This window comes from Flavilitoribacter nigricans DSM 23189 = NBRC 102662 (genome assembly GCF_002646595.1).
Classification (GTDB): Bacteria; Bacteroidota; Bacteroidia; order Chitinophagales; family Saprospiraceae; genus Flavilitoribacter; species Flavilitoribacter nigricans.
On record NZ_PDUD01000011.1, the window covers coordinates 84,831 to 101,112 of the forward strand.

Below are 16,282 nucleotides of genomic sequence, written 5' to 3' on the forward strand. Positions count from 1 at the left end.
CGGTGTCTGCGGAGAAGACGCTAAACCGGCCGGGAATACTTAAAATGCCCGGAATTTGTCCTTACTTCGGTGGCGATAAGATCCTCAGGGCGTTATCCCGGTACACTTTTTCCAGTACTTCGGGCGGCAATCCGTAACCATTCATAGACCAGTGATAACTGGAAATATTGTGGTCGTAAAAGTGCTCATCCTCCGATTCCAGAATGCGGAAGGTCGTGCGGTACATTTCGGGGTCGGTACCCATATCCGTTCCGTAGACCAGCCGGTCTTGGTATTGTTGAAAAAAGCGGTTGACCGTACGCGGGATGGCTGCCGTTTCCGCGTAGCGGGCACCAATATCGGCGTAGAGGTTGGGATACCGGTCAAACATGCCCCCGAGGATGGAAAGGTCGTAGGAGCAATTCGCGTAGTGGCAGGCGATGAAGGTAGTATTGGGATTGGCTTTTACGGCATTATCGAGCGTTTGTACCGTCTCGCCGTGCCCGAGGATCCCCTCCTGGTTATCCAGGCGCCATTTGAAGGCATTCATCAATCCGTCATTTTGGGCGTTCATATCATCGTACATCCAGATCGGTTCGGCTACGTGGATACTGATGGGGATCCCCAATTCGCCGCATTTCTCGATAAGCGGCTTCATGCGCGGATCATCGATGTGCATGCCGTAGGCCGGAGTGGGTTTGGAGTAGAATAACCCCTTCCCTTTATCTCCCAGTTCACCCACGCCGCGGGCACCCGCCTGCACGCAACGCTCCAGTTCGGCGACGGCCGCCGGGCCGAAACCGGGATCTTCAAAACCGGTATAGTCAAAGCCGCAGAATAGAATGAAGCGATCGGGATATTTGGAAAAGAGCCGGGCCAGGGTATCGAAACGGGCACCGGTGGCATAGGTCATCACCACGCTTTTGTCGAGCCCGACCTCATCCATGATCTGTACCCACTCGTCCAGTTCCGCTTCATTGTCCACATAGGGATGAGCGTGCAGATCGATGGCCGGGAAGCGGGCTTTTTCCACCCGGGTGGCCGGCATCTGGTAGCGGGATACGGGTTTAAAATCACTGAGTTTAAGGGTCTCCACCGGATGGCTCTCTTCGGACGATCCGGCGGTTTCCGGTGGGGCCGGATCTCCGGCACAGGAAGTACCCATCCACAATACCAGGAGGATGAGCAGGGAGGTTGTTGGTATTTTTCGCATGTTAAAGGGCTTGAGGCATTTGGAGCTATACGTGGAGCGCTGCACGGGATAAGGGGATGGATGAGAGGGGGAATGTTACGATAACATTTGTTCCGGTAGTCGTAGTGGCCGGTTGCTGATCGTGTTATCTCCCTGGCATCCAGTCTCCTCCTTATTGGCCCCGGCCTAACCATAGCTGACGCGAATTGATCTAGCGCTGAGGTGTTTTGCACCGTCAGAATTATTAAATCGTTTCGGTCAATGTAGGCTGTACTCAAATTGGTTTGGCCCTGACTGGGTTTGACACGTCAGGACCCGAACCAGTTTTACGCCAGTATACAATGTATTGAAAAAATTGAAAAAGTAAGCGACTATTGCTTAAATTAAGCGCGGAAAACAAAGATCAACTAACAAGAATTGCAACACCTAACATGACCAACGAAAAGCGCCAAGCCTACTGGCGAAGGAACCTTCGCTATCTTTTTATTCTCTTATTTATTTGGTTTCTAGTTTCTTATGTTTTTGGGATCTTTCTGGTAGAACCACTCAACCAGATCCGGTTGGGAGGCTTCAAGTTGGGCTTCTGGTTCGCCCAACAAGGGTCGATCTACGTATTTGTCGTCCTGATCTTCGTGTACGTCCGCTGGATGAACAAGCTGGACAAGGAGTTCGATGTAGACGAAATCTAGCATTAGGTACCGGAAGGCGACCGCCGGCCTTATTGCACTAATCGAAAGCCCGGTTCCCGAAACCTTAAAAACAAAATTATGAGCGTCCTCACGTGGACTATTATACTAGTCAGTATCACCTTTGCCCTGTATATCGGAATTGCCATTTGGTCCAGGGCGGGATCTACCAAAGATTTTTATGTGGCCGGCGGCGGCGTTTCCCCGCTGGCTAACGGAATGGCTACGGCGGCCGACTGGATGTCGGCGGCCTCTTTTATTTCTATGGCCGGCCTGATCTCTTTTATGGGATACGATGGCGGCGTTTACCTGATGGGCTGGACGGGTGGCTATGTGCTGCTGGCCCTGCTCCTGGCACCCTATCTGCGCAAGTTTGGGAAGTTTACGGTACCGGATTTTATCGGGGACCGCTACTATTCGAATGTGGCGCGAACGGTGGCCGTCATTTGCGCGGTGATCGTTTCCTTTACCTACGTAGCCGGTCAGATGCGCGGGGTAGGGGTGGTCTTTTCGCGCTTTTTGGAGGTGGATATCAATACGGGGGTTTACATCGGTATGGCGCTGGTGTTTGTTTACGCCGTGCTGGGTGGCATGAAAGGTATTACCTACACCCAGGTGGCGCAGTACTGCGTGCTGATCTTCGCCTACATGGTCCCGGCGTTTTTCATTTCGATGATCATGACCGGGAATATCATTCCGCAGTTCGGTTTCGGAGATACGATAAACGACGGCTCCGGAATGTACCTGCTGGACAAACTGGATCAACTGCATACCGATCTAGGATTCGCCGAATATACGAGTGGTTCTAAATCCATGATCGATGTGTTTGCCATCACCTTTGCCCTGATGGTTGGTACGGCCGGACTGCCGCACGTGATCGTACGGTTCTTCACCGTACCCAAAGTGAGTGATGCCCGGAAATCGGCCGGTTACGCGCTCCTGTTTATTGCCGTGCTGTACACGATGGCCCCGGCGATTGCCGCTTTTGCCCGGACCAACCTGATCAATACGGTCAGCGAGCAACCCTACGCGGAAATGCCGCAATGGTTTACCAGTTGGGAAGAAACGGAACTCATCAAATTCAACGATAAAAACGGGGACGGTATCATTCAATATGTCGCTAATCCCGAAGCGAACGAACTTACCATCGATGCGGACATCATGGTACTGGCCAATCCCGAAATCGCCAACCTGCCCAACTGGGTGATCGCCCTTGTAGCGGCGGGTGGCCTGGCCGCAGCTTTGTCCACGGCAGCCGGTCTGCTCCTGGTAATCTCGGCGGCTATTTCCCACGATCTTATCAAGAAACAGATCAACCCGGATATCTCCGATAAAGCGGAGTTGTGGTGGGCCCGGGGCGGCGCCGTTTTTGCGGTGATCGTGGCCGGTTATTTCGGCATCAACCCGCCCGGGTTTGTGGCGGCAACGGTCGCGTTGGCCTTCGGTCTGGCCGCTTCGTCTTTCTTCCCCGCCATTATTCTGGGCATTTTTGACAAACGGATGAACCGGGAGGGCGCCGTGGCCGGTATGGTGGTCGGTATCCTGCTGATGCTCTTCTATATGGTCAAATACAAACTCCAGGGCTTCGGAGGCGGTACGCCTGACGACTGGTGGCTGGGTATCTCACCGGAAGGTTTCGGTACCGTGGCCATGGTTTTCAACCTGGTGGTTGCCGTAGTGGTGTCCCGCATGACCGCTGCTCCGCCGGAAGATGTACAGGAACTCGTGGAGGACATCCGGATCCCACAGGGTGCGGGTGATGCTTCGGCGCATTAAATGGTGGAAAGTTGAATTATGGACCGGGACCGGGAGTGGAACAGGCGGCTCGTACGCCATTTCACTCCCGATCTTTTGGGACATTATACAGAATAAAATTCCCAGGAAATTCGATCCGGGTCCTTAAAGGCTACGTAATCCTTTTGGAGCGTCGGATCCTTTTTGATGCCGGTATTTTCAATGGCGTGGTCCTTTAGGGCCTGCGCCACCCGTTGGAGTTCGGCCGGATCGTCACAACCCAGGGCTATATGATCGAGCCCGACCCGAAAAGGATTGAACTGATCGCCACTGGCCACCTTTCCTTCCGGTCCTTTCAGGGCAATGGCGGTATTGCCGGCAAAAAAGATCACCAGTTCCGGCTGATCCAGGATGATTTTAAAACCCAGTTTATCGATGTAAAATGCTTTGGAATTAGCCATATCACTGACGCGGATGGCTACATGGTGGACTCCGGGAGTCTTGATCTGGATGGGCATATCCATAATTGAACGGATTTGAGGGTTAGTTAATCAAGGTGTTTCGGTTGTACTGACAGCTCATAGGGTTTGCGTCAATATTCCTTCAATATCAACATTTTAGAGGGAAGTTGCAAGCGCTGCGGATTCCCCGGCAGAAGACGGGAGGAGTACGAATATTTTTTGGAGGCAGGACCGCTAAAGCGCAATAATGACCATTCTGCCCCGGGCCAGCTTACGCATGCCCCCTTCATCTGATAATTGAATCTTATGACAAATTGGAAACACCTCGGCTACCTGGCCATCCTGACGATCCTGCTTGCTTCCTGCGGGCGATCCTTACGGCCGGCGGCAACTTCTGATTTATACCGGCAGATCACTTACCGGAATCTCCAAACCACTTCCTTTTTCGACAGTCCCCAAAAGATCTCCATCGCCGAAATCCCCGAAGTGCTTCCCGGCAATGAGCAGTGGGGAGTGGCCTACGCCACGGATACCCTGATCCGGACCAGTGATTTCGCACAGAACGAGCGCGCACTCGTGGCCATCAACGGCGGCTTTTTCAATATGCAGGAGGGCGGCAGTGTAACTTACCTGGAAGTGGACGGTCAGGTGATCAATTTTACGGTAAATGAAGCCGAACGCTGGGCCAAGGACAGCCCGGTAGTAAAAGGAGCACTCATCGTTACGGGTGAAAATGAGCTCAGGATCGAGCCCAACCGGAGAGCGGACTACTACCAGCGATCTCCCAATGAGCGGGCCGTATTGATCACCGGACCGCTGCTTTTGCAAAAGGGCCGTCGCGTTGCCCTGGGGACTAGTGATTTTATCAACAAAAGACATCCCCGCAGTTGTGTTTGTACTACTACCGATCAACGTATCCTGCTGGTAGCCGTAGATGGCCGGAATGCGGATGCGGCCGGGATGAGCCTGCCCGAACTGCAGGAGTTCCTGCTGCTGCAAAATTGCCGCGAGGCCATCAATTTGGACGGGGGCGGCTCAACCGCACTGTGGATGGCCGGCCGTGGGATCATCAATTCCCCGAGTGATAAAACGGGGGAACGGCCGGTGGCTAATATTTTATACCTGAACCGGGAAAAGTAAGGTTACCAGGTAGCTTCGGGAGGAGATCAGGGACCTATTCAAGGATTACAAAAGAGCGCAGATAGAGCTGGCGCAGGCCTGCCGTAGCGGATCGTACAGATCTGTCGGATAAATTCCAAAACACTTGTTTTATTCCCAAAACTGGCAGTTTTAGGTCTGAAATCAGCGAAAAACCACCTAAATCTTTGGTTTTCAGTCATTTTTTTCGTATCATAGCAACTTTCGTAAAAGTGCCCTAAAGGGCGGTATTAGACTGATTGCATAATTGGAGGCTTTATCCGACACTTTTTGTTTAATTAACTGCACCTGGCATGCCTGGAACCCCGGGCCTGCGTTTCCAAAAATTAAACCAGATTTTGATCTTCAATCATTTCTATCCGGAGTATGAGCCGGTAGAAAGGGCTTTGATATTTGTTCACTAAACTATATACTAATGCGAGTAAAAAGGAATTTTGAGTGGGGAAAAGGCAAGTATTACTTCACCATTAAATCGTTCCCGACCAACATCACCATTTACCGTAAATCTAAAGACGCGGCTGCTTTGGCTTTCATGCGCTACAAGCAGGTGGGAAAAGACGTTGAATGGCACGGCAAATGGGATGGTAAGGAATTCGTAGAAACCAGCCTGGCTGATCAAGCAGCTACGGCCTAACGTTTAGATATTACCATTTTAAGGTACAGAAAGTAAAATGATATACGGCGTACCGTCCGACAGGGCGGTACGCCGTAGTCATTTGCGGCGGGTGGTCCAAAAAAGATTTTGAATTTTTTGGGCGAATCGGTCAAATACGGTAAGTTTCGTGCCGGCTTGCGGCCGATCGTAGAAGTACACCGGATACCGCCGGACTGAAATTGGCAGAACGGGGATCCGGATGATAACGGAATAAGCTACGATACCATCAGATTCTTAAAACAAAACAACAATGAACAGATCTATTTTTCTTTTCGCCTTATGCCTGGCCATGGTGAGCTGCGTCAGTGCGCAGAAGATCACCGATCCCAAGGTAACGGAAGTCTGGGAACCGGTACCGGAGAAGGTAACGCCGGCTATCTATCCCAATATGCCGCCTTCGGATGCCATTATCCTTTTTGACGGAACGGATCTCTCCCAATGGAGAAAATCAGCGCTCGGATATGGCGGTAAAATGGAAGATGTGGAAGCCATCGCTGCCAAATACGGCACCGTCACCGATTACGAAGAAGCGGGTTGGGAGATCGTAGACGGCGCACTGGTCGTAAAACCGGGAGCCGGACCCATTGAAACCAAGCAGGGCTTCGGCAACGTACAGCTGCATATCGAGTGGCTGGCTCCGGTGGATCCCGGCAAAGAAGGCCAGGGTTACAGCAACAGCGGAGTATTCCTGATGAGTAATTACGAGATCCAGGTGCTCAATTCTTACGATACCGAGACCTATCCCAACGGGCAGGCCGGTGCCATGTACAAGCAGTCTATTCCCATGGTGAACGCCAGCCGTCCTCCGGGAGAATGGCAGACGTACGATATCGTATTCATGGCTCCCGAATTCGATAAAAACGGGAAAGTGACCAAGCCGGCCTCGATTACGGCTTTCCACAATGGGGTACTGATCCAGAACCACTTCGAACTCAAAGGTCCCTGTATTTACATCGGTGAACCGTATTACGTTGCCCACCCGGATAAACTGCCGCTCATTCTGCAGGATCACGGGAATAAGGTGCGTTTCCGCAATATCTGGGTTCGGGAATTATAGACCGGTTTTCGGCCGGATTAGCGAGGTGTGGCCGAAATAATAAAACGATTAAAGAACAGGACCGCAAAGTTGTTTCCATGACTTTGCGGTCTTTTTTTGGGTGAATACTCATTGGAAATGGCTTCCGGGCTGGAATCTCTCTTTCCTTCAAACCGGATAGCTTTCGAATAATCACCATCCTTCCTTACGATCTTTCCTTTTTTCTGCTATTTTTGCCGCCTAATCAGTAGTTTAAAGTGATATGATCAACATAACGGTAATCGATCGGGAAGGAGAAGAGCACCAACTGGAGGCCCCCACCGATATGAATATGAACATGATGGAATTGTGCAAAGCCTATGAGTTGCCTGTGAAGGGTACCTGTGGCGGCATGGCCCTGTGTTCTACCTGCCATATGTATATCGAAAGTGATCACGATCTTCCGGAAATGAGTGAAGATGAAGAGGATATGTTGGATCAGGCTTTCTTCGTGGAAGACAACAGCCGTCTGGGCTGCCAGTTAAAACTGGCGGATGAGATGGAAGGCCTGGTCGTAAGACTGGCTCCGGAAGACACCGAGGAGTAAAGAACCGGGCGGTAGCGAAAAAGATTCGGTCTCAGCCTCTGCCCGGGACCGGAAGATTGTTGCCCCTCAGCAGTCTGAAAGGCCCGGATAACGGGAGACAATTGCTGTACTACCTCTGCGGACACCTATCGCATTTCCTAAAAAGTCATTACATTTAATTCTCCGCTTAGCCAAAAGAGGGAAACTGCTTCCTCTTCTGGCGAATGTATTTTACAAACGCAAAAATTATTTTCTGGGATACAGGCCGATCGTAGGTCGCTTCGAGGCGAACCGCGACTGGCCAATTCTTGTTTTTGAGTTACTTAGCGCGAGTTGCGCTGGAGGGCACAGAAAGAAAATTACCGTGAGACCCGCCTAACTCTACCGGAGCGGGCCGCTCGACGAAAGAGCCGATAAGCAGGTTCTTCCGCTTACTTTCCTCACCCTGTCCGGCAGGCAACGTCGCAATTTGAAACTTTATAAAACAACAAGCACGGCAGAGCCTCAATGGTAGTACCAGGAGTTATTCACCCGGACCGTCTGAAATGCAGTTGGTTTTGGTCCCCTTTCCCAACTCTGAGCCTTACCGGAAATCCTCTGTCAAATTCCGTCGCAAGTTGTATTACTTCTTCACTAAAACCTTAAAAATATGCGTTGGCAAGGCCGGGAAAAAAGCTCAAATGTAGACGATCGTCGCCGGCAGGCGACCAAAGTAGGAGGTGGCATCGGTATCGGTGCGATCATTATTTATCTGATCATGACCCTGCTCGGTCAGGACCCCAGTGGTATCCTGGATCAGGTGCAGGCACCCAGCAGTTCTACTACCCAGACCGAAACCGGACCGCGTCCGGATGACGAGTTGGCGGAATTTGTAAGCGTCGTACTGAACGATACCGAAGATGTGTGGAACCGTCTGTTCCCCGCACAACTGAACCGCCAGTACCAGGAACCTACGCTCGTCCTGTTTGATGGCCAGACCCGCTCGGCCTGTGGCTTCGCGAGTGCAGCTACGGGGCCGTTCTACTGCCCGGCCGATCAGGATGTATACATTGACCTGAGTTTTTATAAAGAATTACAGACCCGTTTCCGGGCGCCCGGTGATTTCGCCATGGCGTATATCGTAGCCCACGAGGTGGGGCACCACATTCAGTATCTGCTCGGTATTACCCAGCAAATGGAGCAACAGCGCCGTCGCCTGAGTAAAACGGAATTCAACAAATTATCCGTGCGCCTGGAACTGCAGGCCGATTTTCTGGCCGGCGCCTGGGCCCACCACGCCCAAAAAATGAAAAACATCCTCGAACAGGGAGATATTGACGAAGCGCTTAAAGCAGCAGCGGCCGTCGGTGATGACCGCATTCAGCGTCAGGCCCGCGGTTACGTGGTGCCGGAATCCTTTACCCACGGTACTTCCGAACAGCGGATGCGCTGGTTCCGGAAGGGGCTGGAAACCGGAGATCTTTCGCAGGGAGATACCTTCGGTGCGTCCTCGCTGTAGACCGGATCTTCATATTTCCGGACTTGGCTAAGCCAAAATAGCGCTGGAAAACGTCCTTGTTTACCGAATAGTTCAAGACCCGAAGGTACATCTATAGATCGACGGGTTTTGAGCTATCCCAAGCGGCAATATTGCCTAACCTCATTGTAAGCAAGAACGTATGCTCAATTTCCGACTGATGGCACCACAGCTCTGGTGCATTCTGACCATTTCCGCCTGCCAGGCGCAGCCCGAAGCGGCATCCTCCCACTTTACCTTAGCAAATTTTGACCAGAAGATCCTGACCTACGAGCCGGCACAACGTCCGGCGGTGACGGATAAAAACTACCGGAGAGCCGTATTTTACCTTTCCGAGACCCGCTCCGCTACCAAAAATGATCCGGCCAATCTCAATGCCGGTGACTACTGGAACATTACCATGGCTTTCCTGAAACTGCAGGAACCGCAGGAGCATATCGCCCTTGCCTTCCAAAAAGCTATTACCGATGATCCGGAGGCCATTTGCAGTTATATCGCTCATCTGGGCAAAGCGAGTCTGGACGAAGCCATCCCGGAACTCTTTCTGCCTTTCTACGGGCGCTGCGCGGAGCGTACTACCAGCCGGGAAGACTTCGATCTGACCGAATATCTGGCCGGAGGGAATTTCGATCCCCAACTTATCAACATCCTCTACCGGATCCAAAAAAAGGATCAACGCTACCGGAAGGGAGAGCAGGAGATGTCCAGACAGGGCCCGCTGGATCGGGAAAATCAGGCAACGATCGATTCTCTGTACAACATCCACGGCGCTTACATCGGGACATCAAGTGTGGGGCCCGAACTGGAATACGTCATGTGGGCCGTTATCCAGCATTCCAATCGGACAATGATGGAACGTTACCTGCCGGTCGTCGCCGAGGCGGTACGCACGGGAGAATTATCCAACAACGCTCCCCTGAAAATGCTGCTCGATCGCATCCACTGGCTAAAGAACGGTACACAGCTATTTGGCAGTCAGGTAGACGTTGATCTGGCGAGTGATGAAGAGATCCGGCGTATAAAAGAGAAGTATGGCCTGAATTAGAGTGCTGCTTACCAACCGAAAGATCCATGATTCACACCGAATTTTATAAAATGCGGTGTATGCCCTCAGAGAGGTCGAATATTCGTAGAATTTAGCCTGGATAAGCGTTTTCAGACCTCAGCGAGATCGCACATTTACCACATCGCTCCATGTAGTGCGACTTCGCTGAGGTCGAAACCAGCATTTCGACTATTTTTCTACGAATATTTAACCTTTACGAGGTCATTTTTGAGTCCTGAAAAAAACAGGACTCATGCTTATTTTTAGACCCTACAGGGTAATCTCCAGATCCCGCAACTGCACCGACATCAGGGTCTCAAAAGTGAGCACCTCACCTCCGGCCAAATTGACACCGGTGATCTGCCCGGTGAGATAGAGTGGGAAATACGGATCATTCTGCCCCAGGCCAACTTCCTGGCTCGGAGAGGGGCAGAACAGCACGTCCTGGGGAAAAGCTACCGTCGCTTCGCCCCGCATGCCCCGGGAAGGGGTGACGGTGTCCGGTACATCCCGGGGATCGAAGCGAAAAACGGCCTGTCCCTGAAATCGCAGGGAGGATGGGTCGGCGGAAGAAAAACTGGCCAGCACGATCGCATCGCCACTCTGCGTGGTACCCAGCCGGATGGCTTGCCAAAATATTTTTTCCATCTGAAAATAGTAGCCGGAATCCCGCCAGGTCTTGGCCTTGGGCGTTTCACTGAGCTCGCGGATAAGGGCTTCGTTTACCCGGAAAGGGACGGTATCCAGCGTAGTCAGCAGATCGTTAGCGACTTGTGGGCTATGATTGGTCCGTTCGCTAAAGTTATAGAACAGGACTACGGTAAATAGAAGTATGATGAGTCTGGTCATGGTAGTGTTGATTACGGTTTACTGGTTAATGATGATGCGCTGCAGGTGATGCAATTTTTGTCCGTCGTGGATGCGCAGCACGTACATGCCGGCAGCCGGTCGTTCGTTGATGGACAGGGCCTCACCGCTCTGAAAATCCAGTTGATAAACCGGGCGCCCCAGCATATCGTAAAGCTCCATTCGATAATTCCTCTGGGAAGGCGGTAGATCGCAGAAAAAGTACTGCCCTACCGGGTAGGGGTTGGGCACCGTACAGGAAAAGATCTCTTCCGCATCCGTCACGCTATTGACGATGGCTTCGGACCAGAAATAGGTATAGCGCTGGGTGTAATTGCGATTTTCCCACAGCATGGCCTCACCGTTCCAGGATTGCATACCCATTCGGGATTTGAGCAGGTTGAGCTCATCCAGTTCTACCTGGTAGCGCAGGAAATTATTCCAGTCGGATTCCACCTGATTCCAGACCTCGATCTCGGAAAGGAACTGCTTATTTTTAAAAGTAAAACTTACCTGTCCGCGGTTCTCCCACGCGCCGTCCCAGCTTTGGAGGGCTTGCCCGGCCGGTCGGCCGTTTTCATCGTAAGCGTAGAGCATCCGGTCGGTATTCACCCATTCCTGGGTATCGGCCTGCCAGGACTCAAAACGGGAACTGATCCACTGGCCGTCATCATTGTACTGGAATATCTTCCGGAGTTGATCCACCCAGTCACTGCTTTCCGGCGACCATACCCGTACGGTGGTCACTTTCACCCGGGAACGGGGACCGGCCGTTTCGTAATTCCACACCCGCGAGCGGACATTGCGCCAGCTACCATCGAACCAGACCTGCAGGACCTGGCTTTCCAGGTCACCGGCCTCGTTGTAGGTCACTACCTTTCGGCTCAGGTCTTCCCAGTCTGCGCCGTTCCATTGTTGTAATAACACACCGGTTTCCGCACCTTCTTCGGTATAGCTGTACTGCCAGCGTCGTTCGTTCTCCAGTTGTCCCTGGGGCGCTTTCTGCCGGATAAATTCCGTTTTCAAATCGTTCTCGTAGCGGTAAAGGTCTCGGCGCTGATCCAGCCACATCTGGTTGTTGATACTCCACAACTGGATGTGCATTTCCACCAGGTGATCGCCATCGTAGGTGAACATGCGCCGGCTTTGCGGTCTCCAAACACCATCCTCGCCCAGATGTTCCCGGACCTGCTGGAGCACCCGGCCCCGATCGTCGTAGCTGGGAAAATAGATCCGGGTTTCCTGCGCAAAATCAGTGGTGCCGCTAATGCCCCGATCCACATAAATGGAATCCCGGAGAAAGAAGCTGTTCTCCTGGCTGATCCCCGGTAGGGCCGTTGCGAAAAGCAAAAAAATAAGGTAAAAAGTGTACTTCATATTTGGGTTTTTTATCAGGATGAAATTTTTGCAAACTATGGTTCAGGCCTCAATGGTGCGGTTTTTCCCACAATGGATCCGGAAAATTTTCACGGTCGAGAGGGCCGATTCGTAAAGCGTTGCGTAAGGGTGGTTGCCGGGGCATTTTAGGACCGGCGGGCAGCAGCTGATCTTGACGCCTGTACGGAAATGCCCGAAGCATTCCGGGAAAGGCCTGGTTTTTTAGTAGTTGGTTGAATATCAGGTTGTTAATGCTGGTGCTACTCGCCGGTCACGGGGTATCCGTAACCAAATACCACTGATTAGACGATCAAAGCGTAAGATCGTTTAATTCACCGGTCTGGAATAGGGACGAAAAATAATCGAATTTCCATAAAATCCGGAAGCTTGAATTCAGATTTCAGGTTTGAGCGAACGAACATCAGCCCGAAAAAACTAATTTATCTAGTTGAACACTTTTTTTTAATAAACACGTAACTATGAAAAAGGGAATGGCAGTAGGGCTTTCCATCGTAGGTATGCTGATGATTATATTCGGCGTCATGGGAGCCTTCGGAAAAATGGACATGGGATCCTACACCTGGATCCTGCTGATTTTAGGTATCATCTTTTTCCCCACGGGAATTGGTTTGATGAAAACGACCCGAAGCAGCTAAACCGAACGGGCTAATTGAAACGCCTGATTTCAGGAAAGAATTTTAGCCCTCGCGCTCAACCAGGCGCTGTAACGCGCAGTCCCTTAACTAACCTAAGGACAAAAAGCAGCCTGTTGGGGCAAATAATAGTACACTTTCAATCTTACTATACATGATGCGAAGTGGTTTGGTCCTGACGTGCTAGTCACAGGCGGGATTCCCAGACCACTTCGGTCAGTATACAATCTAGTGCCCATTTACTCCCCGGTTCGGGAATCGGCTCCGCGTAAAACACCGGAACGAACTAACCTGATCCGAAGCAGCTGGTAAACCCATAGGCCGGGGAGTAAACAATACCTTCCTGAATTTTCCCCTCCACGATCCGTGAGGCATTATCATTTACTACACTGTCGCTGCGGCGAGATCACCGTGTTGGCTCCGGCGATATCCGAAGTCGACCAGCTTATCATCCGCCCACCAGTCCGGCTGAGGCAAAAGCCGCATATTCCAGAAAGAACAACACCCAGATGAATTGGTAATACTGGAAGACCGCTTCCCGTTGGAACAGGTCCACTTTTTGTCCGGCCCAAACCAGCAGCCCGCTAAAAGCAAGGTGACTGATCACCAATACCGGTGCTGATAAACCCAGATCAAATTGAATGGCAAAGATTATGACCAGCAGATAAGCGGTCAGGATCAGTCCGTTGCCGATCCGGAAAACCTTTTTCGGCCCTAAGCGCAAACTCAGAGTATTGATCTGATACTGCCGGTCTCCCTCCATATCGGGAATATCCTTAAACCAGGCAATTACGATACTGTAAATAAAAATGGTGCCGGTGAGCAGCCAGATAGCTGCCGGTAAAGCGGTCGAACCGTTAATGGTATACTGAAAATGTAGGAATAGGAGCAGGTTGACGATCAGCCCTCTGACCGCAATAATGCAAAAGGCTGCCCAGAAATGAAAACGTTTCAGCCGAAATGGAGGCAGGGAATAAGCGGTACCCAACAGCAGACTCAGGACTACGGTCAGCAAAAGATACCGGCCGAGATAGAGGGCAATACCCAACGAAAGCAATACGGAGATGCCGATGATCCAGTAGCCGGTACGCATGCTGTAAGCGCCGGAAGCCAGGGGCAGATAAGGTTTATTGATCCGGTCGATGGCTACATCCGTGATCTGATTGAGCCCCACAATATAGATGTTGGCCCCCAGGCAACTGATCAGACTTAGGCCGAAAATACCCAGATACCAGTCGGTACTGTCCGTGATACCCAGTGCCAGCAGATAGAGCGTACTGATGCTCAGAGTGGTACCGATAACGGTATGCGGCCGGGAAAAACGGATAAAGTTGATCATGGTGCACTGGATTTCAAATTATCATTTTACGGCTTTTAAGACCGCAAAGCGGATCAATCCGCGTCGGTATCCCTGATTCATGTAGCGCATGGCCCAGGCTCCCTTGATGGTAGCCCAGCCCGTTTGCATCAGCAGGCTAAAGTTGCGCACTTCCAGCGCAGAACGGATCACCGCTCCCCAGAAGGGGGCAACCGCCTGGCTCCAGTCATCGGTAGTGACTTGTTGGAAACCGGCTTTTCCCGCCAGCTCACCCAGTTGGGCCGGTGCGACCATAGGCGGCAGATTGTAGATCCGGTAAAGTTTATTCAGCAATTTTTCTTCGGAGGTACTCAGGGGCGGCGGCAGGTCCCGGTGGCACCAGGTAACCATCAGTAAGCGACCGCCCGGACGCAACATACGGTGGAAATTTTCCATTAAGCCCGCCTTGTCGGCAATATGCTCGGCACTTTCCATCGACCAGATCAGATCAAAAGGCCCGTCTTCCGGGCCCAGGGTCATCATATCCCGTACTTCGATGCGTACCTGATCTTCCAATCCCGCTTCCCGGTTGAAGCGCGCGGCGGCTTCACCCTGCACCGGACTGAGCGTTACGCCCAGGGCCTGGGCATCAAAACGTTTGGCCAAATAGCGGGCACTGCCGCCGACCCCGCAGCCGGCGTCCAGTATCCGCTCGGCCGATTCGACACCGCCCCAACGGAGGAGTTCTTCGATCAGGTCGATCTGGGCCTGTCTCCGGTCCTTTTTCGCCAGACCATCCGACCCATAGTGTCCGTGGTGCATGTGCTCCCCCCAGGTATCCAGCCAGAGGTTGGTAGATTCGTCGTAGAATTTTCGGATGCGGTCATTGAGAGATCCGGTTGGCATATTTTTTTGGCTTAAAACGATTAAGATAACCAGATGATCAGCACGATAATGGCCACGATTACCAATAGCGCAATGATCTGGTGTCGGTTCAGGCTTTTCTTAGCCGGATTGCCACTGAGGGCGCTATACAGGTAACCAAGCAACGCAATAGGAATAAAAATGAATCCACCGATCGATCCGATGATCACCCGGCCGATCATTTTGAGGCGGCGACCCCAGGTCATTTCTTCCTGTTTTACGACGGCCGGTTCCCGGGCCGCCGAAGCGGGGTTCGCGGTCGATTCCGGTTTGATGCCGGCAATCGCAATCCCGTATTGATTCGTTCTACTGCGGTGCCAGTGCGGTTTTACGTAAACCGATTCGATCTGTTGAAATCCGGCCCGCTCGAACCACTCGCGGTATTCCACTTCCTTGGGGAACAGCATCCAGAGCTCCGCGAAAAAGCGGGAGAACCAGTTGCCGGGTTCCAGTGGCCCGATCAACAGGGCGCGGCCACCCGGTTTAATGACGCGGTAGGCCTCTTCGATGCCTTTTTCCGGATTTGGCCAGTATTCAATGCTGCCCGCAGATACGTAGCGGTCAAAGCTATCGCTGGGAACGGGTAGATCTTCGGCATCTCCCAGTCGGAAGGTGCAGCCCTGCAGATCGGACTTGGCTTTTGCCTTGGCCATCTGGTGGGGGCTTTGATCAACACAGGTGATCCGGTCGGCCGGTACGGACCGCACAATACCCTGGGTGGTAAATCCGGTACCTGAACCGACATCGATCACGCTCAGACCCGGTTCGTCCAGTTGGGCAAGTTCCAGCGACTGATCGCGCATTTCTTCGGTCCAGAAAAGCGGATTGACGTAATTATCGTAAAAGATGGACAGGAAGCGGTAAAACCAGTAAGCTTCCCGTTTATGCTGCATTAATCTCATCGATCTGGAACTTTTGTACCTCGCGGTGGGTGATGGTGGTAACGGGGCAGATATCTTCACAAAGCATGCAGGCGATATCGCAGGGCCGGCCAACGGCGATGGTGTCAAAATCGCTGATAAACCCCGCCTCCTGCGGGCAGATCGCTACGCAGGCCCCGCAGTTGATACAGGCGTTCCAACCGATCTGAAAAATGACGGGATCTCTATGGCTCATGCTTTTAATTTTTATGTTTAAAACGAATACGCGGACCTTCAC

17 protein-coding genes are annotated in these 16,282 nt (G+C 52.0%); 9 read left to right on the forward strand and 8 right to left on the reverse strand.

All coding sequences use genetic code 11. The features are described from left to right. Positions 1 to 61: 61 nt before the first annotated feature. Positions 62 to 1,192: an amidohydrolase family protein gene (locus CRP01_RS07650; RefSeq protein WP_233752648.1), complete on the reverse strand. Its 1,131-nt coding sequence runs from the start codon at positions 1,190 to 1,192 to the stop codon at positions 62 to 64. Positions 1,193 to 1,602: 410 nt separating this feature from the next. Between CRP01_RS07650 and CRP01_RS07655 the strand changes: the two genes are divergently transcribed. Next, positions 1,603 to 1,860, forward strand: coding sequence for a DUF4212 domain-containing protein (locus tag CRP01_RS07655; RefSeq protein WP_099149568.1), 258 nt, complete (start codon positions 1,603 to 1,605; stop codon positions 1,858 to 1,860). A gap of 78 nt (positions 1,861 to 1,938) precedes the next feature. Then, complete coding sequence (locus CRP01_RS07660; protein ID WP_099149437.1) at positions 1,939 to 3,633, forward strand: sodium:solute symporter family protein; 1,695 nt, start codon at positions 1,939 to 1,941, stop codon at positions 3,631 to 3,633. 83 nt (positions 3,634 to 3,716) lie between these two features. On the opposite strand, the gene CRP01_RS07665 is transcribed toward CRP01_RS07660, so the two are convergent. Continuing rightward, positions 3,717 to 4,115: a VOC family protein gene (locus CRP01_RS07665; RefSeq protein WP_233752649.1), complete on the reverse strand. Its 399-nt coding sequence runs from the start codon at positions 4,113 to 4,115 to the stop codon at positions 3,717 to 3,719. 243 nt (positions 4,116 to 4,358) lie between these two features. Between CRP01_RS07665 and CRP01_RS07670 the strand changes: the two genes are divergently transcribed. From CRP01_RS07670 to CRP01_RS07695, 6 genes are all read left to right on the forward strand, one after another. Further along, positions 4,359 to 5,192, forward strand: coding sequence for a phosphodiester glycosidase family protein (locus tag CRP01_RS07670; protein WP_099149438.1), 834 nt, complete (start codon positions 4,359 to 4,361; stop codon positions 5,190 to 5,192). 433 nt (positions 5,193 to 5,625) lie between these two features. Further along, positions 5,626 to 5,844, forward strand: coding sequence for a hypothetical protein (locus CRP01_RS07675; protein WP_099149439.1), 219 nt, complete (start codon positions 5,626 to 5,628; stop codon positions 5,842 to 5,844). Positions 5,845 to 6,115: 271 nt separating this feature from the next. Next, positions 6,116 to 6,922 carry a 3-keto-disaccharide hydrolase gene (locus tag CRP01_RS07680; RefSeq protein ID WP_099149440.1) on the forward strand — a complete coding sequence of 269 codons (807 nt, stop codon included), beginning with the start codon at positions 6,116 to 6,118 and terminating at the stop codon, positions 6,920 to 6,922. Positions 6,923 to 7,163: 241 nt separating this feature from the next. Further along, on the forward strand, positions 7,164 to 7,487 hold the full coding sequence (locus CRP01_RS07685) for a 2Fe-2S iron-sulfur cluster-binding protein (RefSeq protein ID WP_099149441.1): 324 nt from the start codon (positions 7,164 to 7,166) through the stop codon (positions 7,485 to 7,487). Between the two features lie 628 nt (positions 7,488 to 8,115). Continuing rightward, positions 8,116 to 8,964, forward strand: a complete 849-nt coding sequence (gene ypfJ / locus CRP01_RS07690; protein ID WP_099149442.1) for a KPN_02809 family neutral zinc metallopeptidase — start codon at positions 8,116 to 8,118, stop codon at positions 8,962 to 8,964. Positions 8,965 to 9,142: 178 nt separating this feature from the next. Then, the gene (locus CRP01_RS07695) at positions 9,143 to 10,027 is read left to right on the forward strand and encodes a hypothetical protein (RefSeq protein ID WP_143473309.1); all 885 of its coding nucleotides are present in this window, start codon (positions 9,143 to 9,145) and stop codon (positions 10,025 to 10,027) included. A 270-nt stretch (positions 10,028 to 10,297) separates the two neighbouring features. Here the strand turns inward: CRP01_RS07695 and CRP01_RS07700 are convergent, their stop codons facing one another. Further along, the gene (locus tag CRP01_RS07700) at positions 10,298 to 10,876 is read right to left on the reverse strand and encodes a hypothetical protein (RefSeq protein WP_099149444.1); all 579 of its coding nucleotides are present in this window, start codon (positions 10,874 to 10,876) and stop codon (positions 10,298 to 10,300) included. 18 nt (positions 10,877 to 10,894) lie between these two features. Beyond that, positions 10,895 to 12,250 carry a T9SS type A sorting domain-containing protein gene (locus tag CRP01_RS07705; protein ID WP_099149445.1) on the reverse strand — a complete coding sequence of 452 codons (1,356 nt, stop codon included), beginning with the start codon at positions 12,248 to 12,250 and terminating at the stop codon, positions 10,895 to 10,897. Between the two features lie 479 nt (positions 12,251 to 12,729). On the opposite strand from CRP01_RS07705, the gene CRP01_RS42195 reads away from it, so the two are divergent. Further along, a complete protein-coding gene (locus CRP01_RS42195) occupies positions 12,730 to 12,906 on the forward strand; it encodes a hypothetical protein (RefSeq protein WP_170110272.1) in 177 nt (58 codons plus the stop codon). A 445-nt stretch (positions 12,907 to 13,351) separates the two neighbouring features. Here CRP01_RS42195 and CRP01_RS07710 read toward each other — a convergent pair whose 3' ends face one another. Genes CRP01_RS07710 through CRP01_RS42200 form a run of 4 tightly spaced genes read right to left on the reverse strand, consistent with a single transcriptional unit; the run spans position 13,352 to position 16,240 of the window. After that, complete coding sequence (locus tag CRP01_RS07710) at positions 13,352 to 14,242, reverse strand: homogentisate phytyltransferase (protein ID WP_099149446.1); 891 nt, start codon at positions 14,240 to 14,242, stop codon at positions 13,352 to 13,354. A gap of 21 nt (positions 14,243 to 14,263) precedes the next feature. Next, positions 14,264 to 15,106: a methyltransferase domain-containing protein gene (locus CRP01_RS07715; protein ID WP_099149447.1), complete on the reverse strand. Its 843-nt coding sequence runs from the start codon at positions 15,104 to 15,106 to the stop codon at positions 14,264 to 14,266. Positions 15,107 to 15,126: 20 nt separating this feature from the next. Further along, entirely contained in the window at positions 15,127 to 16,026 is a 900-nt protein-coding gene (locus CRP01_RS07720) for a methyltransferase domain-containing protein (protein WP_099149448.1), read from the reverse strand. Beyond that, positions 16,007 to 16,240, reverse strand: a complete 234-nt coding sequence (locus CRP01_RS42200) for a 4Fe-4S dicluster domain-containing protein (protein WP_170110273.1) — start codon at positions 16,238 to 16,240, stop codon at positions 16,007 to 16,009. The genes CRP01_RS07720 and CRP01_RS42200 overlap by 20 nt, the downstream gene beginning before the upstream one ends. Between the last annotated feature and the right edge of the window lie 42 nt (positions 16,241 to 16,282).